Raw genomic sequence first — 19,453 nt, 5'->3', positions numbered from 1 at the left:
TATTTCAGCTCCCACTTCGGTTATTGAACGACTAATATTGAAAACATTGCCTCGGATGTTATGAATTCGTGGATCGTGGAGATACTTATATTTACCATTATACACCAAATTAATATCTATAAGTATTATTTTCAATATTCAAACACTGGTGTATAGGTGTTGTAATTTTATCTACACTTTTTAGTAGAGAGGTGTGGAATGATGACGGATAAAGAGATCCTTCTTCGGTTAGGTGCTCGTCTACGTGATTTGAGAAAAGAAAAGGGACTAACGCAAGAAGCCCTCGGGGAAAAAGGCGGGTTTCACTTTTCATATATCGGACAAATCGAGCGAGGAGAAAAAAACGTTGCTCTATTGAATCTAGCCAAGATTGCAGAGGCATTAGAGGTAGATATATCTCAACTTTTCACCTATACCAATGCGGAGAGTAACGAAGAATCGCAAGCTGATCTTCAAGAAATAGTGCATTTGCTCGAACAACAAAGTCCACAGCAGATCTCTATGGCAAAGAATGTGCTAAAAGCGATTTTTAAATCATAAGTTTACATAACAAAAATGCTGATTGGAATTCCAATCAGCTTCTTGTGTAAGATCAACTATTAGATCATGAAATTATTCCGTCCCCCGAATCCCCAACACCCGCTCCTCTAAATCCACCTGCTCATGATCCAGCTCCACCTTCACCCAACACGCATCTCGGCTCACGCCACTGGATGATATCATCTTCCGTCTCTAATCTCAGCTCTGCAATTTCAGCGGCCCGGTCAAAGATGCACTTCGAAGTATACAACGCCGTATAGCAATTAATTTCTCGTATAATTCTTTTCCTCAGGGATGTCTACAATAACCCCTTTGTTACCATCCGTTTCACCTAGCTGTATGACCTTTCCTTGCTCATTGATAATGCCATAAAATACAGCTGCGATAGCTCCAAAGTTTTTATAATATACAAAAGGCCCCTTCAAGCTTGGCCGCACTTTATAATAATCAATTCGGTTTTCCTCTTTCACAAAGTACTCATCCGCTTTTCCTACAGGGAAATAGCAGATCACCATCATTAATCCACCCGCATGAATCTGTTCCTTTAAGTTCACACGAGGTAGAGAGAGGACCCGGATTCGCTCCAAGGTAAGAGCACTTTTAGCATGACTACTTACCGTTGAACTCCCAACGGTTACCGTTTGAGTCTTTGCATCCCATGCCACCGGTTCACCCAACGCTTCTCCAACGAATCTTACAGGAACCATAACCCTTCAATTCTTTATCTGGGCAGGCTGCGCTAATGAAGTCCCCTCATCTCCGATAATCCCATACTTTTCGTTAACCTTGACCGTGATCACTTCTTTTCTAAATTAGATCCTAACCTGGTTGCGGGTATTATCCCAAGACATATTGAGATTGCTTAGACTAAGCTTTCCAATGATATTGATCGGTACCAGCACGGTTCCATCGACTCCATTTGTAGCTATCTTTCTGCTACTCCATCTGAAGCTGCTACTTCTTCCGTGGCTGCTATTCCTTCTGATACAGCTATTCCATCTACAGCTACTCCTTCTGAGTCCCCAGTTGTCTTTTCTTCCCCCAAAAACTTTACGTCATTATCACCTGTGGAGAACGAGCCCTTCTTATCAGAAAGTAACCGTCTAAAAATTTGAAACAGTACATTTTTAAATTCAAATAATATTGGATCCTGAAGTTTTGACTCTATAACATCAGTTTCTTCTACGACGCCTCCCTTGTCATCATTGTAATAATAGCCGGAAGATACTAATTTGGTTTCGCATTTCTCAGGTCTGCTCATAAATTCTATTGCAACATCAATAAAATCTGCAGTCCCCTTTTTATCAAACCGCATATGAGCCATTGAAAAGTAAAATCCATTATCTAATGTTCCTTTTACAAATCTATTTTCAATTAGATTCTTACCATCAATTAATGCAGAGTTTATTCCTTGTAGTTGATCATTCTCTACCATCTTCTCATCTGGTTCAGAGCTTACCTTTGATTTATTTTCGCCTTCATCTCGTTTTACTTTTAGCTTTTTTATCTCTACGAATGTCCACTGGTCGTGATCATATGAAAAAAATTCATTGAATAGCTGAATTCGCTCTTCACATGATAAAGCTTTTAAACTTATTTCAGAAAAATTCAGTGTAATATCTTCGTTTTTATTTTCTATATAATTAATTACTTGCATTACTTTTTTATGATCACTACTTACAACTGTATCAAAATCCAGACTACAAATATCTTGTTGATAATTTACTTTAACTTCGACTCTTCTTGCTGTCTTATCTAACAAATCGATCATACCTGGTTTATATTCAATATAATCAATTACGAATTTCCAGTCATCTTGCGAGGTTTCCACAACTGACACCATCGTATTTTGTTCATCATCCAGATAAACACCGTTAATCTCTTTTAAAGCATCTTTCAAATCATCAATCTGCCTAGAAGGTATTTCTAATCTACTTGTTTTTTTGTAGTTGTGTTCCGTTTCAATCAACCCTTTGAGTTTTAGAAAACTCTCTCTGGAAAAATAATGATCCGCAGCTATTTTTGCAACATCTTTCTTCTGGGAAGCTAAAACGAGTATTCCCTTTTCCTTAAAAAAATTCATCGAAGCCTTACTACTCATAAATTGTTCTATTACTTTACTAACATGATATCTATTGGGATATTTTTTCAACTGCATTGTTCCACCTTCTCACTACTATTTAGAGTATTGTTCAGGAACTTCCGAAAGTCTTAGCATGTATTCGATGTTCAAAGCAACTTTTAATTCTTGCTTCAGAAACTTTTCCTCTACCGTTCTTTTAAATTCTTCAATAAAAACTCTATATTTAGGGTCGCTATTATACAAATGGATTCTGATTTCATCTCCGTATTCTAATTGACGCCTTTTTATGCAAGAGTACATGAAATTTAATTCTTCTAATGTTGGCTCAGAAAAGAAAAAGATATGGTTAATTTCTTGTGTAATAGTATTATTCCTGAATTCTATTTTTTGCGTACTTTTAGCAAAGATATACTCTGAAAACAAATGGACAATATTGACATGACCTCTTTTGCTTGCAGAGTTCTCTCCGCCACTAAATGTATCACTTGGATAATAATATCCAAATTCAATGGTACCAGAGTTATTCTTAATTCCATTAACCTTCTCGATTAACGAGCACCACTTAAGAATTTCAGTGTTGGAGGCTACGTACAATGTTATAGGATTTCTTTTTTTTGTTTTAAATGTTAATTGCTTAAGATATTCTCTATACTTTTGATCATTGAATTTATGAGGCTCGTTACACCATATCATTAGTAGCCCAGTTTTAACAGGGGGACAGCCTATGTTGCGAAAAGTTTCATTCGTTTCTGCACACTCTATAGCCATGCGAAGTTGATCAACAAATTCTTCTATGGTTGATTTAGTAATTCCATCCCACTGTCTATGCTTGGACTCAACTATAATCCCAATATCTTTCAATTTGTAAGGATCATAGAACGAGAACACCGTGTCGATACCGTGTGGATTTTTTCGATCTTTGTCTCTTGTTTTGTGTGGACCTTTATTTACGCATGGAATATCGAAATTTGCATCTCCTTTTTGAGTCCACCCTAATCTATGTAAAATATTTTTTGTTTGAGTTGTCCATCTATCCCCTTGGTATTGTTGCTCTTCAGACAAAGTTACTCCTCCTCAAAATAGTCCATAATCAATTCCTTGATCTCTTCTAAATTATTTAAATGAAGTGAGTCGTGCTCTACTTTAAATGCCCCATTAGCCAAATCAATATTAAGTATGCATTTGTTTTTATTGAAAAAGACTTCTATACAAGCTTTGGATGGCTCGGTCTGTATATTTTTCATTGTTCTTTTTGCATCCAAACTCGTTTTAAATTCAAACGAGAGTGATTTTAATACTGTGCCTAGAAATTCTACATTAAGATATTCTAAGTTTCTTATTTGATATTCATTATTAGTCAGCCTTTCAAATATCTCACTTAGCTTTAAGTTATAACTGGAAAAGTTTATGTGGGCTTTATTTTTTAAATACCTTTCAAAATTACTACACGCAACTCTACTACCATAAATTAGAGCACGATTTCGATTTTTTGAAAAAACACAACTTGCCTTGTAAGCCTTATTCATAATTTCTGGGATTTCTACTTCTGAGATAAAGTCATAAAACAATTCAACCGAGCGAATTGTACGGTAATAATTTAGGGTTATATTCTCCTTCGATATCATTACATCAGTGATCCGTTCACTGGATGTTCTCACCACAGATACCTCTGATAATTCACATAAATGATCTTCAGATAAATTATTGAATGTTCTGAAAAGAGCAGTAAACATCTTTCATCCCCCTTCTAATAATACAATCCGCACGTAGTCCCGATGCCAATATTAGGAACACTTGTTCTGTATCATTATATCAAGGATTTTGTGTGTACTGTAGAAAATTTTTACTTTTCAACTTATTTCTCATCTGGTTCTTAAGTAGTATACCAAATGGCATGGGCGAATTTTGTCGATTTTTGGAGAACAAAGGATAAACTTTATCATTTTAACAAGGTTAAGCATGCACTAGTAAAGCTAGATGAAAAGGAGCATACATGAGCTTAAAAAAGTTGGCCGATAATTACTTATGAGGAAGATTGAGTGTGCAGGAATTCATCCTAATGAGCGAAATGGATTTATCTAAATACATGTAATCAAATAGCAGTCTCGCAGACAGGGGCAATTACGTTCCTGTCTTTTTCATATTAAAAAACATATTGGAGGTCGAAGCATATTAAAGAAAGTTTACTTAAACGCAATACATACTGGTACATTTTTGTTGAAGCAGGGGCGGGTCTGGGAAGCGGAAGTAAAAATGGATCAATACCAAATGTGAGAAAAAGTCAGATGCCGAGAAATTTCTGCGAGAAATTCTTACTAAGATGGACAACAACAGTTTCGTTCTACCACAACGAAAACTCAAATTCACTACTTATATACTGAATTGGCTTAATAACGTTATTAAAAGCGAGGTCGAGCATGGGAAGGCTATGAGATGATCGTAACAAAACATATCGTCCCCTACTTCAAGAGTAAGAATGACATATTGCTGCAAGAATTACAACCAATGCATCTGCAAAAATATTACGAAACATAATCTCAAGACGATCAATTGACAGGCAAAACAGGGGTGCCCGCTAAAACATTACGAAGACACCACGCCAATATCAGGAGTTCATTGAATTTTGCAGTACGAATGAATTTGACTCCGTTTAATTCCGCTGATCGAATCATACTTCCAACGCAGGAAAAGTACAATACCAGCTATTAACAATAGCACGCCATCTTTGATGCCCCCAAAGTTATGGATAAGAAGTCTCGAAATCCTCAAATGGCTCACCTCACTTGTATAAGCTATTCTTCGATTTTATCAGACTATTTTCCTGCATTAAGAAAAAAACACCCCTAGGGATGCTTAGTTCTACATGATATTCAAATACAAATGCATTGCTAGGCTTTAGTCTAGCAGATGTCCTTGTTCTTTAGCCGTTCAACCCAAAGGTCGTAATCACACTGGATATCCACAAGCCACGTTCTACCAAGCGTTCATAAAGTAACTGCTCAAAAATTCGGCATAGCAGGATCGAAACCCTGATTTCATCGCTGCCAGTATGATATGCACTGTGTCCTATTATGTACCGATGTGTCCGAAAACCTGCTGTATTGGGTTTACGGACTTCGGTCTGTTTAATGTGACCTTGAATTTCCTACAATTAGATAGGGTTCGTGATCATATAATGTGTTCACAAGGTTCTTTCGCGGCATTTTTACATTCGCTCTACAGTCCTATTGTTGTCAACTACAAGAGGAACCCTAAAGCAAACTCAATTTAACCCTCTATTAACAAAAATTATTGAGTCAAGACTACTTCTTTTAGTAATTTCAAAGCACTTTCCTCGCTCGGGTCGTTAGTTCCTAATTCACCACGGAAAGCGCGCGCAAGCATTGATTTTTTAATCATATCGATAGTATCTATTACGTCAATAAGTTCTTTTGCTTTTTGTTCTTTATCAAAAAAGCTATCCAAGATATGAACAATCTCATACTGTTCTTCAAGCGAAGGAACTGGAATATTAAGATTCCTAGACTGTGTAACCGAGATATTAGCTTGACCAACCACACCTTTTGTATCGCTAATTACTTCATCTAATGTCGCAGGGTACACTAAGCAGTAATAGAAATACTTTGGAAGGACATGTTCTGTTGTTCTAAATCGAACAAGTGCTTGGTTCATATTCCATTCCGCATAATCTTCTGGAATTACAGCAATTTTCCGAAGTGGTGGTCCTACTATATTCATAATTACATCATTTGGTTTCAACTTTGATGATTTCAATTTTCCATTATGTGTCTCTCTATTTGTGAACTGGGGCTTTTCATCAAATGCTATCTTATTATCTACGATATTGTATACTTTCAAAAAAGGGATATCTTCATGTTCATAAATAAATCCTGTTGGAGTACCTCCACAAGTAATATTATCGCAGAGCAGCATCGCTTTAAGGTGAAGCCAGCCATTTGCATCTGATACGTCATCGATTAAAAGTTCATCCATATAAGCAGCTAACTCTTTACTCTTGCTTCCAATGTCTGACCTTGTTTCAATAATATTCATTAACCGATTTTGGGCAGACTCGAAAGTGTGCTCTTCGCGCCAATTAGCAGTGAGCTCCCCTGTAAAGGCTTTGTGTAGGATAGCGGCTTTACGTGTTTCAAAGCTATCTAAAGCTTTTTGTGCCAATTCCTTTGCCTGATCAAGCTTAGCAAACATGCTTTCAATGCGGTCAACGATACGTTGTTGTTCAGCAAGTGGAGGGATTGGAACGGGCATCATATTCATACTTGCCTGGGTTAACTTCAATCGAGTAGTCCCATTTACATAGCCGTTGTAATTGAAAATATTGAGATAGTGCATTAGAAACTTATTTCCGTTCATTCCATAGTACGACTTAAGGATATGTGCATGATTGTTTACCCACGCCTTGCCTTGAATAACATAAGCTTTATCTTTTAAGTAATCAAAAAACGGCGCTCCATCCTCGCCAATAAGTACCAGATGCTCGTTTGTCAGAAAGTCATCTATCCAACCTACCTGTCCAGTTGCACCGTAATAAGGGACGTCACCCCCTCTTTCAGCTCTTTCAGCGGCATTTATTGGCTTTCTAAATTTGTCTAAGCACTCTGCAAAGCCAGTAGTTAAATATGTCCACACCCAATTCGCTGGCACATCATACGGTTGATCACCCTTAGGCACCAACGCCTGCCCTAACAATTCTTCTGCTGATAAACTCTCCTTCTTCACCTTAGCCATTAGCGACTAACCTCCAATGACTTCAGTTCCTTAACCACGCTCAAAATTAAATCAACTGCTTCTTCAAGCTGCGCTACGACTTGCTCTCCGCTCTCGATTGGATCAGGAAGATCGTCATAATCAAGAACGCTCTCATCGCGAATCAGCCCCATATCGAGACTATTGTTCTTTGCTCGGATTTGCTCACGCGTGAATACATTCCAACGCTCATCCTGTACCTTGTGACGATCTTCTGCAGTATATGCCGCAATAAATGCATCAAAATGCTCAGCCTTGAGCGGTTTGGTTTTACCGAATGAAGACATATTAGTGCGCATATCGTAGATCCAAACTTCCTTGGTATTGTCCTTATCCGTCTTGCCGCGCGTAAAGAAGAGCACATTGGTCTTAACGCCCTGTGCGTAGAAGATACCCGTAGGCAAACGCAAGATCGTATGTAAATTGCACTTGTCCATCAAGTCGCTACGGATCGAAGCGCCGTCGCTATCTGCAAATAAAACATTATCGGGAAGGACGACGGCCGCACGTGCTTTATCGTTTGCTTTCAAACTGCGGTAGATATGCTGCAGGAAGTTCAACTGTTTATTTGACGTTGGGTAAGTAAAGTCATCACGTGTTGCACGTTCGCCACCTTTTTTCGTACCGAATGGTGGATTCGTGAGCACGACATCAAAGTCTTTCATTGACTTCCCTTGATTGGACAACGTATCGCCAAGCATAATCGGTCCTTCGATATCATGTAACATTGCATTCATTAATGCTAAACGATGGGTTTCATGGACAAGCTCCGCCCCAGAGAAAGCATGTAAACGTTGGAAGTCTGCCATTTCTTGTGGCAGAGCAAAGAGATTATTCGTCCGTTCCTTAATATAGCGATCTGCCGCAATCATAAAGCCAAATGTACCGCAGGCTGGGTCATTGCACCGTTCTCCTGGTTGAGGAGCCATTAGCCTCGTCATCACGTCGATTAACACGCGTGGGGTAAAGTACTGCCCTGCACCAGACTTCTTCTCATTTGCATTTTTCTCAAGCAAACCCTCATACAGGTTCCCGAGCCCTTCTTCTTTAGCCGAATACCAATCTAGCGCGTCAATCGAAGTAATGAGCTTCTCCAGGTTCTTCGGCTCATCGATATTTGAGGATGCACCAGAATAGATCTCACGAACGCGGCCTTTACTATCCTCGCCTAAGTGGTTGAGCAGCTCCTTGTAGAACTTCTTTAGCTCAATGCCCTTTGGCTTAAGCAGCCGATCCCAACGGTATTGCTCTGGGATTTGCTCTTCCGTCTCGGTTTCTTTTGCCATCTTCAAAAACAGGATATAGGTAAGCTCCGTTACATACTGGTGAAACGTAATGCCGTCATCTCGAAGAACGTTACATAGGTTCCATAGTTTAGATACGATCTCTTGGTTGTTCACGCTGATTGTCCCCCGTCTTCAAATAAATACTGATTTAAATCTGTAATTATGGTATCAAGTTGCTCGCGGAAAATCTTATTGATGCGATTATAGCCGCCTTGATTCTTGAAAGCACCTGTATTAAATAGGTCACGGTCCAGAATTGGCTCGTGCAACAATACCGTTTCAATACGCTGAAGCCAGTCCAGCTCCATTTTAGTAAAGGTGTGCTTCTCCTTCAGTTTAGCAATCGCATGTTTCGTGCGCTCTGCTCGGCTGACGAGTGCAGAGCCTAGCGCTTCCTTACGAATAAAGCTAATGATATCAGCAGTAATGTCCTCATTAGACAGCTGCTTCCAAGCAGTATTCAGCTGTTGCTCTGTAAATCCTTCTCGATCCAGCTCCAAACGCAAGCTCTTTAAGCTTTCCCGCGTAAGATCACTAGGCCGCGTACAAACCACTTGGAGTGCGGCGATTTTGTTCATGTTGTTTGTAATGAATGATTTAAACTCATCCAAGTAATCTTTTGGCTTTAAGCCTTTGCCATAACCTCGTTCATGAGAGTAGAGCTCATCTTCTTTATCCGAAATCACTACAGCTCTTGGCTCCCCTCTGCCGCCTTCATTCATGATATCAAATACTTTCCGATGTTCAAGTACATAGGCTTTTGCTTCTTCTGCAGACATGTGTTTCACTTTTTCGATGAACTTGTCTGGTGTGTCACCTTGCGCGATGTCTCGGAAATGAGCCACGGCATCTTTGGTCATGCTCCTCTTCTTACGCTGCATCTTCGCTACTATGAGATCAATCTGATTTTGTAGCTGCTTCTCTGTCGGAAGCGTTTCAAGTCCATCCAGCAAATCATCAAAAGATGTAGAAGGCTGGATTATCACTTGTTTCATCGTATTAACATCCTTGAGCGATTCATATACGCCAACAGGATCGTAGATCTCAAAATGCGTCTTGCCAATCTCAGGGCAGAGACGTGTAGCACGACCCATCATCTGTTCAAAGAGAATACGTGACTTAACCCGCCGCATAAAGACAAGAGTAGTAATCTTAGGCACATCAATGCCTGTCGTTAAGAGATCAACCGTAACGACGATATTAGGGTAACGTTCATTTTTGAAGCGTTTGATCGCCTCTTGTACTTTCTTAGGATTCCCACCGCCGATGCTGCCTGTAATCTTCATGACTGCATCGTTGTCAACACCGTATGGCTTATATATTCCCCTGAGCAAATCAACTATAGAATCTGCGTGTGCATCATCGACCGCAAAGATAAGAGTCTTCTCGTCGCCCTCAGGATTAATATCTTGAGCTATTTCAGTCAATACTGTGCGATTAAAATTCGGGGCAATTACCTGGCGGTTAAATTTCTCCACATCGAATTTTAACTCATCTTCTAGCTCGCCACTATTTGTAATTTCTCCCGTAACGGGATCATAAATCGGGACGACTTCGCCCTTCTGGTAGGTGATTCCATCTTTACTTAGCTTGGTGACAATCGTGTGTGGCGCATCATGATCGACAAGGTAACCTTCTACTACAGCGCGACGATACGTGTAATTGAACACAGGCTGACCAAATATCTGCGTCGTTTGAATAGCTGGCGTTGCCGTTAAACCAATTTTGACCGCATTAAAGTAGTCAATGACAGCACTATACTTACTTATGTAGTCTTCCTGATTGCGGTATAATAGCTCATCATCGCTCAAATCTTTGTCAAGGATATAGCCTCGGTGCGCTTCATCTACAATTATAAGGTCATAGTCGGTAACAGCAGGAATCTTCTCCCCGTCATTATAGAGTACGCGTTGGACTAAGCTCTGTACCGTGGCGACGTGTACTTTTGTCTCTTTATCAATTTCTTTGTCGCTGAGCTCTTTGATGTTGTAGATGTTATCTAATGTCATGAGCTCTTCGATTTTGACTTCCTTGAACACATCCTGTGCCTGTTCCCCAAGTGACGTTCGGTCAACAAGGAACAAGATGCGCCCAAAACGGCCAGATTTTAAGAAACGATACAACATTCCCAAAATCGTTCGAGTCTTACCTGTTCCCGTAGCCATCGATAGTAGTACTTTGTCCTGTCCATTTATAATAGCATGTTCTGCGGCTTCAATCGCTTCAATCTGGTATTCGCGAAGGTTTAGACCATCTGGGTCACGAAGCAAATCATAAGGCGTTGCGTCCAGGGCTTGATCGGCTGAATCCGTATCCTTGTTCAACAACTCTATAATACCATCGGGACTCATCCAGCCTTGAAGGGCTTTGGAGATATTTGATTGTTTGCGTACATCGAGAAACCAGATCCCCGATTTCGTCTCTAGCTGCTTCAAATACTTCCGACCGTTCGTTGCAAATACAAAAGGTACTTTATACTGATTCCAATTCCTAATCTGATAAACGGCATGTTCTTCACTTACGGATTGTGCATATTCCTTGCACTGGTTATCGATTACGGATGGAATGTCGGTGTACTGACGCTTCGCTTCGATTATGCCGACCATCTTAAGCCCCACAAATAATGCGTAATCAGCAAAACCAGATTTACCTCTGGAATTTCGTGTCGGCCATTCAGCAATTGCAAGGTTACGGCCTTTTTGTGGTCTAGTACCTTTCGAATATCGTAATTGAACCGTATCTGCTTCCCATCCAACCTTGCGAAGTTGCTCGTCGATAATGTACCTCGTCTGCGCCTCGGAAAGCTGAAGCTGCTGTGCCGCGCGGCTTCCTCTTGAGGTTCGTTCCTCATGCGTCATCGTTTTAGCTACTTTCGATTGTTCAGCTAGCTTCGTAAGCTCTTCAATCCTAGCTTCTTTCTCACGAAGGATTGCTTCGTAATTAGCCTTAGTTTGAGACTTTTCAAGAGGCAAAACAAACTGATCTGGTTTATACTGCCAGTCCCCATAAGTTTGCATAAACCAAATACTCAGCTCATGGGCCATACCCAGTAGAACTTTACATCGTTCAAGCGAATCGTAGTTCTTATGTACAGCTTTATTCCGAGCCATACGCAAGCTGTATAAGATATCATCAATTTCGCGTGGTAGTAGTCCTTGTCCCTTCAATAGCTTAATGCGATTTGCATGCGTGTTGTCGTAACTTGGAGGTTGAATGCTATCGAGCTGCAACATGAGGTTGACGATTGTCTCGCCCATTAATCCTAACTTGATCAAGCATGAATTAGGATCAGAATAAAGATATTCTTCTGCGGTTGCGCCTATTTGAGCAATTATAGGAAAGCTACTTTCTAAGAATGTAAAATTAGACCCCATTTTCATCCTCCTTTGCTAATCTTGTTTGCCTACTGAGGGTTTCGGTTAGTAGAGCCAATAAGGCTTGTCCAACTGTTAGAACTGAATTAGTCAATAAGACTTCTTGCACCGTTCAATAACGAATCAATCATGAGATATCTCCATCGTACTACAACTATTGTACTACTAATTCGTCGAACAATACGAAAAAAACTGCTATAAAGTATTAAAGCGCCGTTGCAAGCCTTATGTTTTGTGAAAGTTACAGTTTTGATATTAGAACCGTAAGTTATTATATCACTAGCATGAGGGCCACTAGGCTAAACACCGTGTCGAATTCTATTATTTATCCAGTTTGGTACGAATCCCTTTCTTTATATGCACTCGTTATAGCTGCCGTTATCTCACCTTCAATCGAAAGTTTCTGGTCAGCTTCGCACCACCTACCTTTAAACGCATCAATTAAGCTAGATTCAAATGTTCCATTTACCACTTGACTTATACTGATTCTTGCTAGATAATGGCCCTTATTGTCGGTGAATGTAATTTTGATTCCGCAACCGAACATTTATTTTCTTGACCTGCAGCAATTAATTTCCTAGCTGCTTTAATGGCTGCTACAATAATATCAAAATGAATCATGTCCTTACTCCATGTAATCTTCTATAAGTGATTGCAACTTTAATTTTGCTACCCCTTCATCCTCATAGTTTATAGAATAGACAAGCAATCTTTTATCCGATAGCCCCTCGATATACCACGACTCCAAAGGTGCATCACCTGTCCTACTAATCCCATCATGATGAGGATAGAGCAAAATAACAGTACCTACACGCTCATAGCGAGTCAAATAAGCATACATCTGGTAAAAATCTTCCCGCTTCACACCATGTCGATTATAAGAGCTATCGATTCTTTTCCATTTTGTATCAATAATTATCGACTGACCATTAGTGCCTGTAATCAACAGGTCTGGCTCCAATTGAAACACACCGCGCTCTGTACTGGAATTAATCAATAATTTATGTGAATGATCCCTAATAATAACATTCGGTGTTAACTTACGAATGAGATGAGCAATATAGCTTTCAAATAGTTCATTCATCTTGAACAAAATCGAGCTACCTATATTTTTTCCTCTTTGTGATGTTGGAGCAGATTGTGACAATAGAAGCATAGCCAGCCGATAGCTCTCTTGATATCTCTGATTACTACGGTCAAAATGAATAGGCGTCCTTATAGCCCTCTCATCTACGGTGTCTGCGACCTCATCGAGGTACATCATAGCGTGGTTAGCCCGCTTCCGCGTTTTCAGTATATTTGATTGCGCCATAATCTTTCTTAAGGTGAGTTTGAACACTTTATTAAGGTCATGATTGGGATGAAATTCATCGAAAATACAACTCACTGCCGTCGACTTAAGATGATTTCGCCTAATCTGTGATATCGTATCAACTCTTCCTCGTACAGTGTTCAGTTCTTCCTGTAGAGTAATGTATGTCCGAAGAATTCCCTTTGATAACTCTCTAAGAATCTTCTCTGTAAACAACAATGCGAGGATTTCGAACAGATTCATTTTCTCATAATTAATTTGTCCAGCTTGACTCTCGTTAACCTCTAAAAAGCCTGTTCTTTCTAACATACGTAAAAGAACTCGTCGAGATTGAGCCGGTTCATTACTGGATACTTTAGGGAGTATTTCAATAGAACAGGATGATAATTGAATGAAGCCAACATAATTCGTAAAAGTAACACTCTTCCTTGATATTTGAACTAGATGTTGTTCCAATCGATTCAAGGATATATAACTTGATAATTCATCCGCCTGTGCTGTAGTAAAGGCACTACTATTTTGATCAGATATGGGGAGTGAGCCATAACATTCCGTTAAAACAAAATGTTTCATTCGGCTGCTTCCTGTTCATTAGCATTCTCATTTTCATTTTGTTTATAGATGCGAGTCAGTGCTTTCAGTGTTGGATTAGTTTGTATAGTATACTGAGTTTTCTCATACTCTGGCATTTCGGATCTACTGATAAATAGTTGGCTAGCGTTGACCTTTTTCTTAGTAATCAAAAAGTCTTGATCCTTCTCACTCTTTCCTGCGCCCCCTAATATAAGCTCTATGGATTCCCAGTTGTCATAAAAATACTCTTGTAGCAAAGGGACAATCCTTTGTTGCATAACGTCTATATAAAAGCATAGTGTCGGCCTTTCAGTAATAAAGTAAGCATGACCAATAACATGATCGCGATCGAAAAGGTATTCAATTCGGGCGTTTATCGTCTGAAGCAAAAGGCGTACATTCAAACCCGCAACGTCCGATGGTAATACATCATAATTGGGCATCATCTCTATAAAATCGAAACGTCTGCGTAGAGCTGTATCAAGCAAAGCGATGGAACGATCGGCTGTATTCATTGTACCGAGAATATGGACATTAGAAGGTACATTAAATTTATTTCCTGAATACGGCAAGGTAAGAGATACCTCGTTTTTCTGCCCCAATCTTTTATCAGGTTCGATCAAAGTAATTAACTCACCAAATATTTTTGATATATTACCGCGATTAATCTCATCGATTACAATAACAAATTGGGACTCACCGGTACCTTTCTCATTTTTACCGGTAATTAACTCTCGAAGGCTTTCTATATTCAAATCTTCTTTTGCCAGCATGTATATGGCCTGTTGTGAAAATATTTTATCAATCAGAATCCTTTCCACTGGTACGATGTCTGCATCATCTTTACTAACCCATAACCACTCTACGTTCCGAAAGTGATGATAGTCGATTACTCCTTCCTCGTCATATTCATACTCGCCAGTGACTTTGCCGATTGCTCTAGCTTTATAGTTGCCGTTCGAAACAATAACGATATCATTAATATTAATTCCATGTTTGAATCGTTCAATTGCGTCTACCCCAAATTTTCTTTCATCATTAGCGAACTTGAAGTATTTTTCACGAATTTTTTCCTTATTGTTGCACTGACTATAGTCAACTTGGTTACCCCAACCCATAGCAATCTTGTTATTCTGTATGCAATAGTCGTAAATATCATCATTGACATCTTTCGTATTGCCCAGCGATATTTTATGAAAATTAGTAGTGCTTAAATCAAAATCATATGTATGCCTTCTATTGGTGACTACAGCTCTAGCTGCATTACAGATACGCTTGAAAATGCCATCCCGAACCTCATAGCCTTCTGTTTCTTTCACGAATCGAATACCTTCTACGAAGTCTTCATAGCTATAGGACTGATGAAATGTACAAAAAACAACTTGATTGCTTTCGATGTACCGGTTGTATAATTGAACAGCCTCATCTCGACGCCCCGGATCGGTTAGTAGATTAGTATCGATGTCTGGCTCCAGGATTCTTAACGCATGATTAATTATATTGTAAGTTTTGCCGGTACCCGGAGGGCCATAAAGTATCAAATTTTTTGCCAGCGTTTTTTTCATAGTTTCAGGTTTACCTCCATGTAGATATGCTTCATTAGCTATACCAGTTGTAGAAGATTTCAATTTTGTAAAAAGATTTAGAACAACGTCAATACTATCTTTTTGCCACGGTACACCATTTGGACGGTCTACTTTAAAATGGACCATTGTTATATCTGAAATCATTACATCAGGAAAGTGATGCTGGAGCATTTTCATACTAGCTGTCTTAGCGGCATCCAACCTACCAGGAATATCGTCTGAGTCAATTTCCTTATGATTATCCAAAAGCTTGACTCCATACAGGTTCTCATCATATTTAATGGTCAAAAGATAAAAACGGGTTTCTCTCCCTATCCGATACTCACGATTAGCAATACTCCTCTGGACGATTTGATCTATCTCTTCGTTAGTCACTATTCACCAACTCCTTCATTTGGGCAGGCAGAATTAGCACATTTGCATTATGGAACTAATTAAACTAGTTTAAGTAATAGTTCAGGACAAGAACGACCCAATGGTATTATACACTTCCTTCCTCCAAGAAAAATGGCCCCTCGGTTGAGAGCTATTGTCTATTAAATTATTCCTTGTAAGTAAAAGCCACTCTATCCACGTGTCGATTGTTCAGTATGAACAACCTATGCCATGCTCCTTCACATTTTCTGCTCACCGTGGATTGGCATTTTATATTTACATGCGACTCCCCTATATCACTTTTATGCTACTCTTGTGATAAATCAATTGGAAGGTGTGAACATACGGTATGTGTGATTTGAGCATACCGGAAGATAAATTATATGAAAGCATGAAGAAAATAGTAGGCATCAATGAGTTAAGGCTTGGTAAATGGTCATGTATTCTGTGGTACAGTCAAAAGTAAAATCTTCCAAATTGATCATCAACGATGTTATAATAATTCTCGGTGCCTAACGGCGGTCTGTCAATCGCTCGGAAAGGACCAAAAAGTGATGTTCTTAACCATATTATCCTTGGTACTGACGGTATTCTTTGGTGTGTTACCGTTTGTGGAACAATTTCTTCCCAAGAGGAAGAACAAGAAAAAAACACCACAAAAGAAACAAAAAAACAGCTTTAAAGAAACGGTCACTATCACAAAAACCAAGACAACAACAAAGACAAAAACAGTGACCCGAAGTTAGGAATTGGCATTATGCGTACGAGTTAAAGGTGCAGGTACATATATAATTTATCTTTAGGTGTCCCTGTGACCAGGTATTTCTCTACCTATACAAAACTATCCCCAATAGGTTTGTATAAGTCGGAATAGAGCGATTTTCGGCAGGCAGACCGTAGAGAAAATTTCTGCCCGGCACATCTTGGGTAAATAAATATGTCCATAAGAAAAAGGACCAGGCGAGCTCGGCAGCTTCTGGTCCTTTCCTTTTACTACAATACTTAGGATCAAATCTAAAGATCAGATCTTAAGATCAATCTCTACAGTATTGTGGGCCTCTGAGGGCGCTTAGTACATATTGGATCAATTTTTATACTATCTGAAATTTTCATGTGCGCACCTCCTTCTCTAAAACATTTCCCAAAAACTCTTTAATATAAAATTGTCTTACTGTTGGCATTCAGATCTTCCCCAAGATCCTAGAACCAAATAATGAGTCTTAACATTTCCTTGGCATTTTTAATTTTATCAAAGAACGATACTGATTACCATATATTATAAACGAAAATCTAACCTACTGTGGGCGAGTCGCAATAATAACACTCCTCTACAGGAATGTATATGGTGAATACACTAAATAACAAGACCCAATAAAGCAAACACAAAAATACTCCCCTCACTCCTCGTAAGGGAAGCATCTTCCTCACTGCTGTAACGTATGCAAACTCCATTCAAACGCGTTTACCTTCATTCCGCCTTCTCCAACAAAGTCTCTGTAGTAAGCGTAAAGCCCTCAATAACAGCATCTTCGTCAACCTCAATCATAATGCAGCGTTTGCCTTGAAAGCTCACCTGTTTAATATACCTTAAATCCTGTGGGCTGATGGTAATCGTCGCTACCTTGGTATCGATCTTGATCGATTTGGACGTGAATTTCGGGATCACACTGTTCGCCTTCAGTTCATAGTTCTTATCGTCAACAATGGACTCAAACGCCCGTTCCACGGCTTCCTTGGTCACGTTATCCACACCGCTTGCGGTCAGCACGCGTTCCACATCGGTGTAATCGAGCTTCGCCGGTTCTTCCTCATCCTGGTGGGATTCAATCACTTGATGGATCTCCTCGTACACGTGTGCGATCGTGGCTGAGTCCAGCTGTTCACCCGCCACTTCCTTCACGATGTCTTCAAAGATCTCTCTCTCTTCCATGGCCGTCACAGACCGTTCCGCATTCAACACATCAGAGATGAAGCGCTCATTCGGATCATTCGATTTCCCCGTAGCATACAGAACCCGGTTCACGTCGGAGTAATTGTCCGTCACGCTAGGATAGAAGAACCCTTGCTCCGGTGTGCTGAGCTTGATAATCGGATCGACAATGACGTTGTACTTAAACTCTCTCTCCACATAGTCGAACAAGAGCGCCTTCCGCTGCTTCTCCGTAGAGTTCACGCTGCATAGAATGAACGGATGTCCGAACACTTCGTCGTTCCCGGTCTCCTCCGCTTCATCATTCCTCGCCTTGGTCGGCCGGTAGTATTGTCCGCGAACGAACGTAATGACCGTGTCCCGTTCATACGTCGTGTCCGCCAACATTTTGTTCACGAGCAGCATCATCAGATCCTGCCACTCCTCCGGATCTCCCGTCTGTATGGCCTGGTGAAGCAGCACCTTCGACGGATCTTCCGCTTCCTCCTGAAACTTAAGCTCGAACAGCTTATGATCCAATTCACCGGTCAGCAGCTTTTTGAAATTGCCCATGTACAGCTCCTGCTTCTCCCGGTCCACTAACTCAAAGGGATTCCGCTCCCAGTGATAAATCTCGTTCGTTTCTTTCATAATGTACACGTTCAGAATATCGAAAATCTTCATCAGTTCATTATCCATCTTAAACTGCTTGCGGATGTGCGCGATTTCTTTCTTGTTCATAGTTCGTCAGACAACTCCTAGAAAGTAAAATTGGCTATATCAGTATAAACGAAACAAAAACCCTTCGCTATACAGAAAGAACTAAAGCCATGTTATAGGCCGCGATCGGACGCTACAACAAGGAAGTTCGATGCACAACTCTAGTCCAAATCGATATAGACGGGGTTCTCGTCAAATACGAAAGTTATAGATTCTCAACACGTGCTGCGCCGCAGCTCATAAAAATACTGCACAACAGGATGCTTTAACTTCATTTTCTCGGACATGTTCAAAATCCGCTTTTTCCCAACGCGTCTGTCCACCAAAGCCAGAATATTCAATAAAATATCTTTGCTCTCGATGCTTTCTTCTATAGAAGTAGATAAAAATTGAGTAGCTAGAGCGACAAAATTGGATTTACTTAATGAAGCCTGTGCTGACATTAGCTCCTTGGCATACCCTGTTATTTTTCGGTTTCTGGCAATGACTTTTAGACGATCCTCCGGAACGTTTCCCTGGGTGTCCTTTCGGACCGCTTCCATTTCTTCAGCGCTGATGGGAATTTGGATATCGGGGTCATTCTTAATTTCCAGCTCCGTCTGATACCACCTTATTGGACTCGCTTTATCATTCATTCGGAGGACGTCCTTTTTATCTACCGAAATATAACAAAGCCCGGCTTTATCCGGTAAATAACGATAACCCGTTGCACGGTATTCAACCCTTCCAACTAACGCAGGACTGAGAAAACTCTCCAGCTGCTGCTTCAATTTACTCCAGGACATGGCTCCTCCTATATTCTCAACTAAGCTTTCTTCTATTTAAAAATAACTCTCGTTTCATTGTGCCTCTGTTCAGTATGAATAACCCCCTGCTAAAAAACAACCCACAAAGTCTGCACTTTCATTCTCCTTCGTTTCGGTGTCAC

General features: G+C 40.0%; 13 protein-coding genes and 1 pseudogene. 2 read left to right on the top strand and 12 right to left on the bottom strand.

Annotation, left to right across the window (positions count from 1 at the left end; genetic code table 11):
- The first annotated feature begins 201 nt into the window (after positions 1–201).
- On the top strand, positions 202–540 hold the full coding sequence (locus C7820_RS27050) for a helix-turn-helix domain-containing protein (RefSeq protein ID WP_116233941.1): 339 nt from the start codon (positions 202–204) through the stop codon (positions 538–540).
- A gap of 263 nt (positions 541–803) precedes the next feature.
- On the opposite strand, the gene C7820_RS27040 is transcribed toward C7820_RS27050, so the two are convergent.
- From C7820_RS27040 to C7820_RS27025, 4 genes are all read right to left on the bottom strand, one after another.
- The gene (locus C7820_RS27040; RefSeq protein ID WP_116233660.1) at positions 804–1,247 is read right to left on the bottom strand and encodes a stalk domain-containing protein; all 444 of its coding nucleotides are present in this window, start codon (positions 1,245–1,247) and stop codon (positions 804–806) included.
- 218 nt (positions 1,248–1,465) lie between these two features.
- Positions 1,466–2,698, bottom strand: coding sequence for a hypothetical protein (locus C7820_RS27035; RefSeq protein ID WP_116233659.1), 1,233 nt, complete (start codon positions 2,696–2,698; stop codon positions 1,466–1,468).
- A gap of 18 nt (positions 2,699–2,716) precedes the next feature.
- Entirely contained in the window at positions 2,717–3,685 is a 969-nt protein-coding gene (locus C7820_RS27030; RefSeq protein ID WP_116233658.1) for a PD-(D/E)XK nuclease domain-containing protein, read from the bottom strand.
- 2 nt (positions 3,686–3,687) lie between these two features.
- Positions 3,688–4,356 (bottom strand): hypothetical protein, encoded by a 669-nt coding sequence (locus C7820_RS27025; RefSeq protein WP_116233657.1) that lies wholly within the window; start codon positions 4,354–4,356, stop codon positions 3,688–3,690.
- 691 nt (positions 4,357–5,047) lie between these two features.
- Between C7820_RS27025 and C7820_RS34140 the strand changes: the two are divergent.
- Positions 5,048–5,158, top strand: a pseudogene (locus tag C7820_RS34140) (tyrosine-type recombinase/integrase); the annotation flags it as partial.
- A gap of 753 nt (positions 5,159–5,911) precedes the next feature.
- Here the strand turns inward: C7820_RS34140 and C7820_RS27015 are convergent.
- The 8 genes from C7820_RS27015 to C7820_RS26985 all read right to left on the bottom strand — a co-directional run bounded on the left by C7820_RS27015 (position 5,912) and on the right by C7820_RS26985 (position 19,310).
- On the bottom strand, positions 5,912–7,372 hold the full coding sequence (locus C7820_RS27015) for a restriction endonuclease subunit S (protein WP_116233655.1): 1,461 nt from the start codon (positions 7,370–7,372) through the stop codon (positions 5,912–5,914).
- Positions 7,372–8,790 (bottom strand): type I restriction-modification system subunit M, encoded by a 1,419-nt coding sequence (locus C7820_RS27010; RefSeq protein ID WP_116233654.1) that lies wholly within the window; start codon positions 8,788–8,790, stop codon positions 7,372–7,374. Before C7820_RS27010 ends, C7820_RS27015 begins: the two co-directional genes overlap by 1 nt.
- The gene (hsdR, locus tag C7820_RS27005) at positions 8,787–12,050 is read right to left on the bottom strand and encodes a type I restriction-modification system endonuclease (RefSeq protein ID WP_116233653.1); all 3,264 of its coding nucleotides are present in this window, start codon (positions 12,048–12,050) and stop codon (positions 8,787–8,789) included. The genes C7820_RS27010 and hsdR overlap by 4 nt, the downstream gene beginning before the upstream one ends.
- A 492-nt stretch (positions 12,051–12,542) precedes the next feature.
- Complete coding sequence (locus C7820_RS33940) at positions 12,543–12,671, bottom strand: hypothetical protein (protein ID WP_258875460.1); 129 nt, start codon at positions 12,669–12,671, stop codon at positions 12,543–12,545.
- Positions 12,672–12,675: 4 nt separating this feature from the next.
- Positions 12,676–13,935 carry an McrC family protein gene (locus tag C7820_RS27000; protein WP_116233652.1) on the bottom strand — a complete coding sequence of 420 codons (1,260 nt, stop codon included), beginning with the start codon at positions 13,933–13,935 and terminating at the stop codon, positions 12,676–12,678.
- Positions 13,932–15,896: an AAA family ATPase gene (locus C7820_RS33935; protein WP_116233651.1), complete on the bottom strand. Its 1,965-nt coding sequence runs from the start codon at positions 15,894–15,896 to the stop codon at positions 13,932–13,934. Before C7820_RS33935 ends, C7820_RS27000 begins: the two co-directional genes overlap by 4 nt.
- 1,468 nt (positions 15,897–17,364) lie before the next feature.
- A complete protein-coding gene (locus tag C7820_RS26990; RefSeq protein ID WP_116233650.1) occupies positions 17,365–18,546 on the bottom strand; it encodes a DUF4317 domain-containing protein in 1,182 nt (393 codons plus the stop codon).
- Between the two features lie 194 nt (positions 18,547–18,740).
- Positions 18,741–19,310, bottom strand: coding sequence for an SF0329 family protein (locus tag C7820_RS26985; RefSeq protein WP_116233649.1), 570 nt, complete (start codon positions 19,308–19,310; stop codon positions 18,741–18,743).
- Between the last annotated feature and the right edge of the window lie 143 nt (positions 19,311–19,453).

The organism is Paenibacillus sp. VMFN-D1 (assembly GCF_003386155.1).
Lineage (GTDB): Bacteria > Bacillota > Bacilli > Paenibacillales > Paenibacillaceae > Paenibacillus_AQ > Paenibacillus_AQ favisporus.
The sequence above is the reverse complement of the archived record's forward strand: the minus strand, read 5'-3'. Positions and strand labels throughout refer to the sequence as shown.

Bases quoted from the DNA above. Each gene is read 5' to 3' on its own strand.
- C7820_RS27050 (WP_116233941.1), top strand. From the start codon at position 202: ATGACGGATAAAGAGATCCTTCTTCGGTTAGGTGCTCGTCTACGTGAT.
- C7820_RS27040 (WP_116233660.1), bottom strand. From the start codon at position 1,247: ATGGTTCCTGTAAGATTCGTTGGAGAAGCGTTGGGTGAACCGGTGGCA.
- C7820_RS27035 (WP_116233659.1), bottom strand. From the start codon at position 2,698: ATGCAGTTGAAAAAATATCCCAATAGATATCATGTTAGTAAAGTAATA.
- C7820_RS27025 (WP_116233657.1), bottom strand. From the start codon at position 4,356: ATGTTTACTGCTCTTTTCAGAACATTCAATAATTTATCTGAAGATCAT.
- C7820_RS27015 (WP_116233655.1), bottom strand. From the start codon at position 7,372: ATGGCTAAGGTGAAGAAGGAGAGTTTATCAGCAGAAGAATTGTTAGGG.
- hsdR (WP_116233653.1), bottom strand. From the start codon at position 12,050: ATGGGGTCTAATTTTACATTCTTAGAAAGTAGCTTTCCTATAATTGCT.
- C7820_RS33940 (WP_258875460.1), bottom strand. From the start codon at position 12,671: ATGATTCATTTTGATATTATTGTAGCAGCCATTAAAGCAGCTAGGAAA.
- C7820_RS27000 (WP_116233652.1), bottom strand. From the start codon at position 13,935: ATGAAACATTTTGTTTTAACGGAATGTTATGGCTCACTCCCCATATCT.
- C7820_RS26990 (WP_116233650.1), bottom strand. From the start codon at position 18,546: ATGAACAAGAAAGAAATCGCGCACATCCGCAAGCAGTTTAAGATGGAT.
- C7820_RS26985 (WP_116233649.1), bottom strand. From the start codon at position 19,310: ATGTCCTGGAGTAAATTGAAGCAGCAGCTGGAGAGTTTTCTCAGTCCT.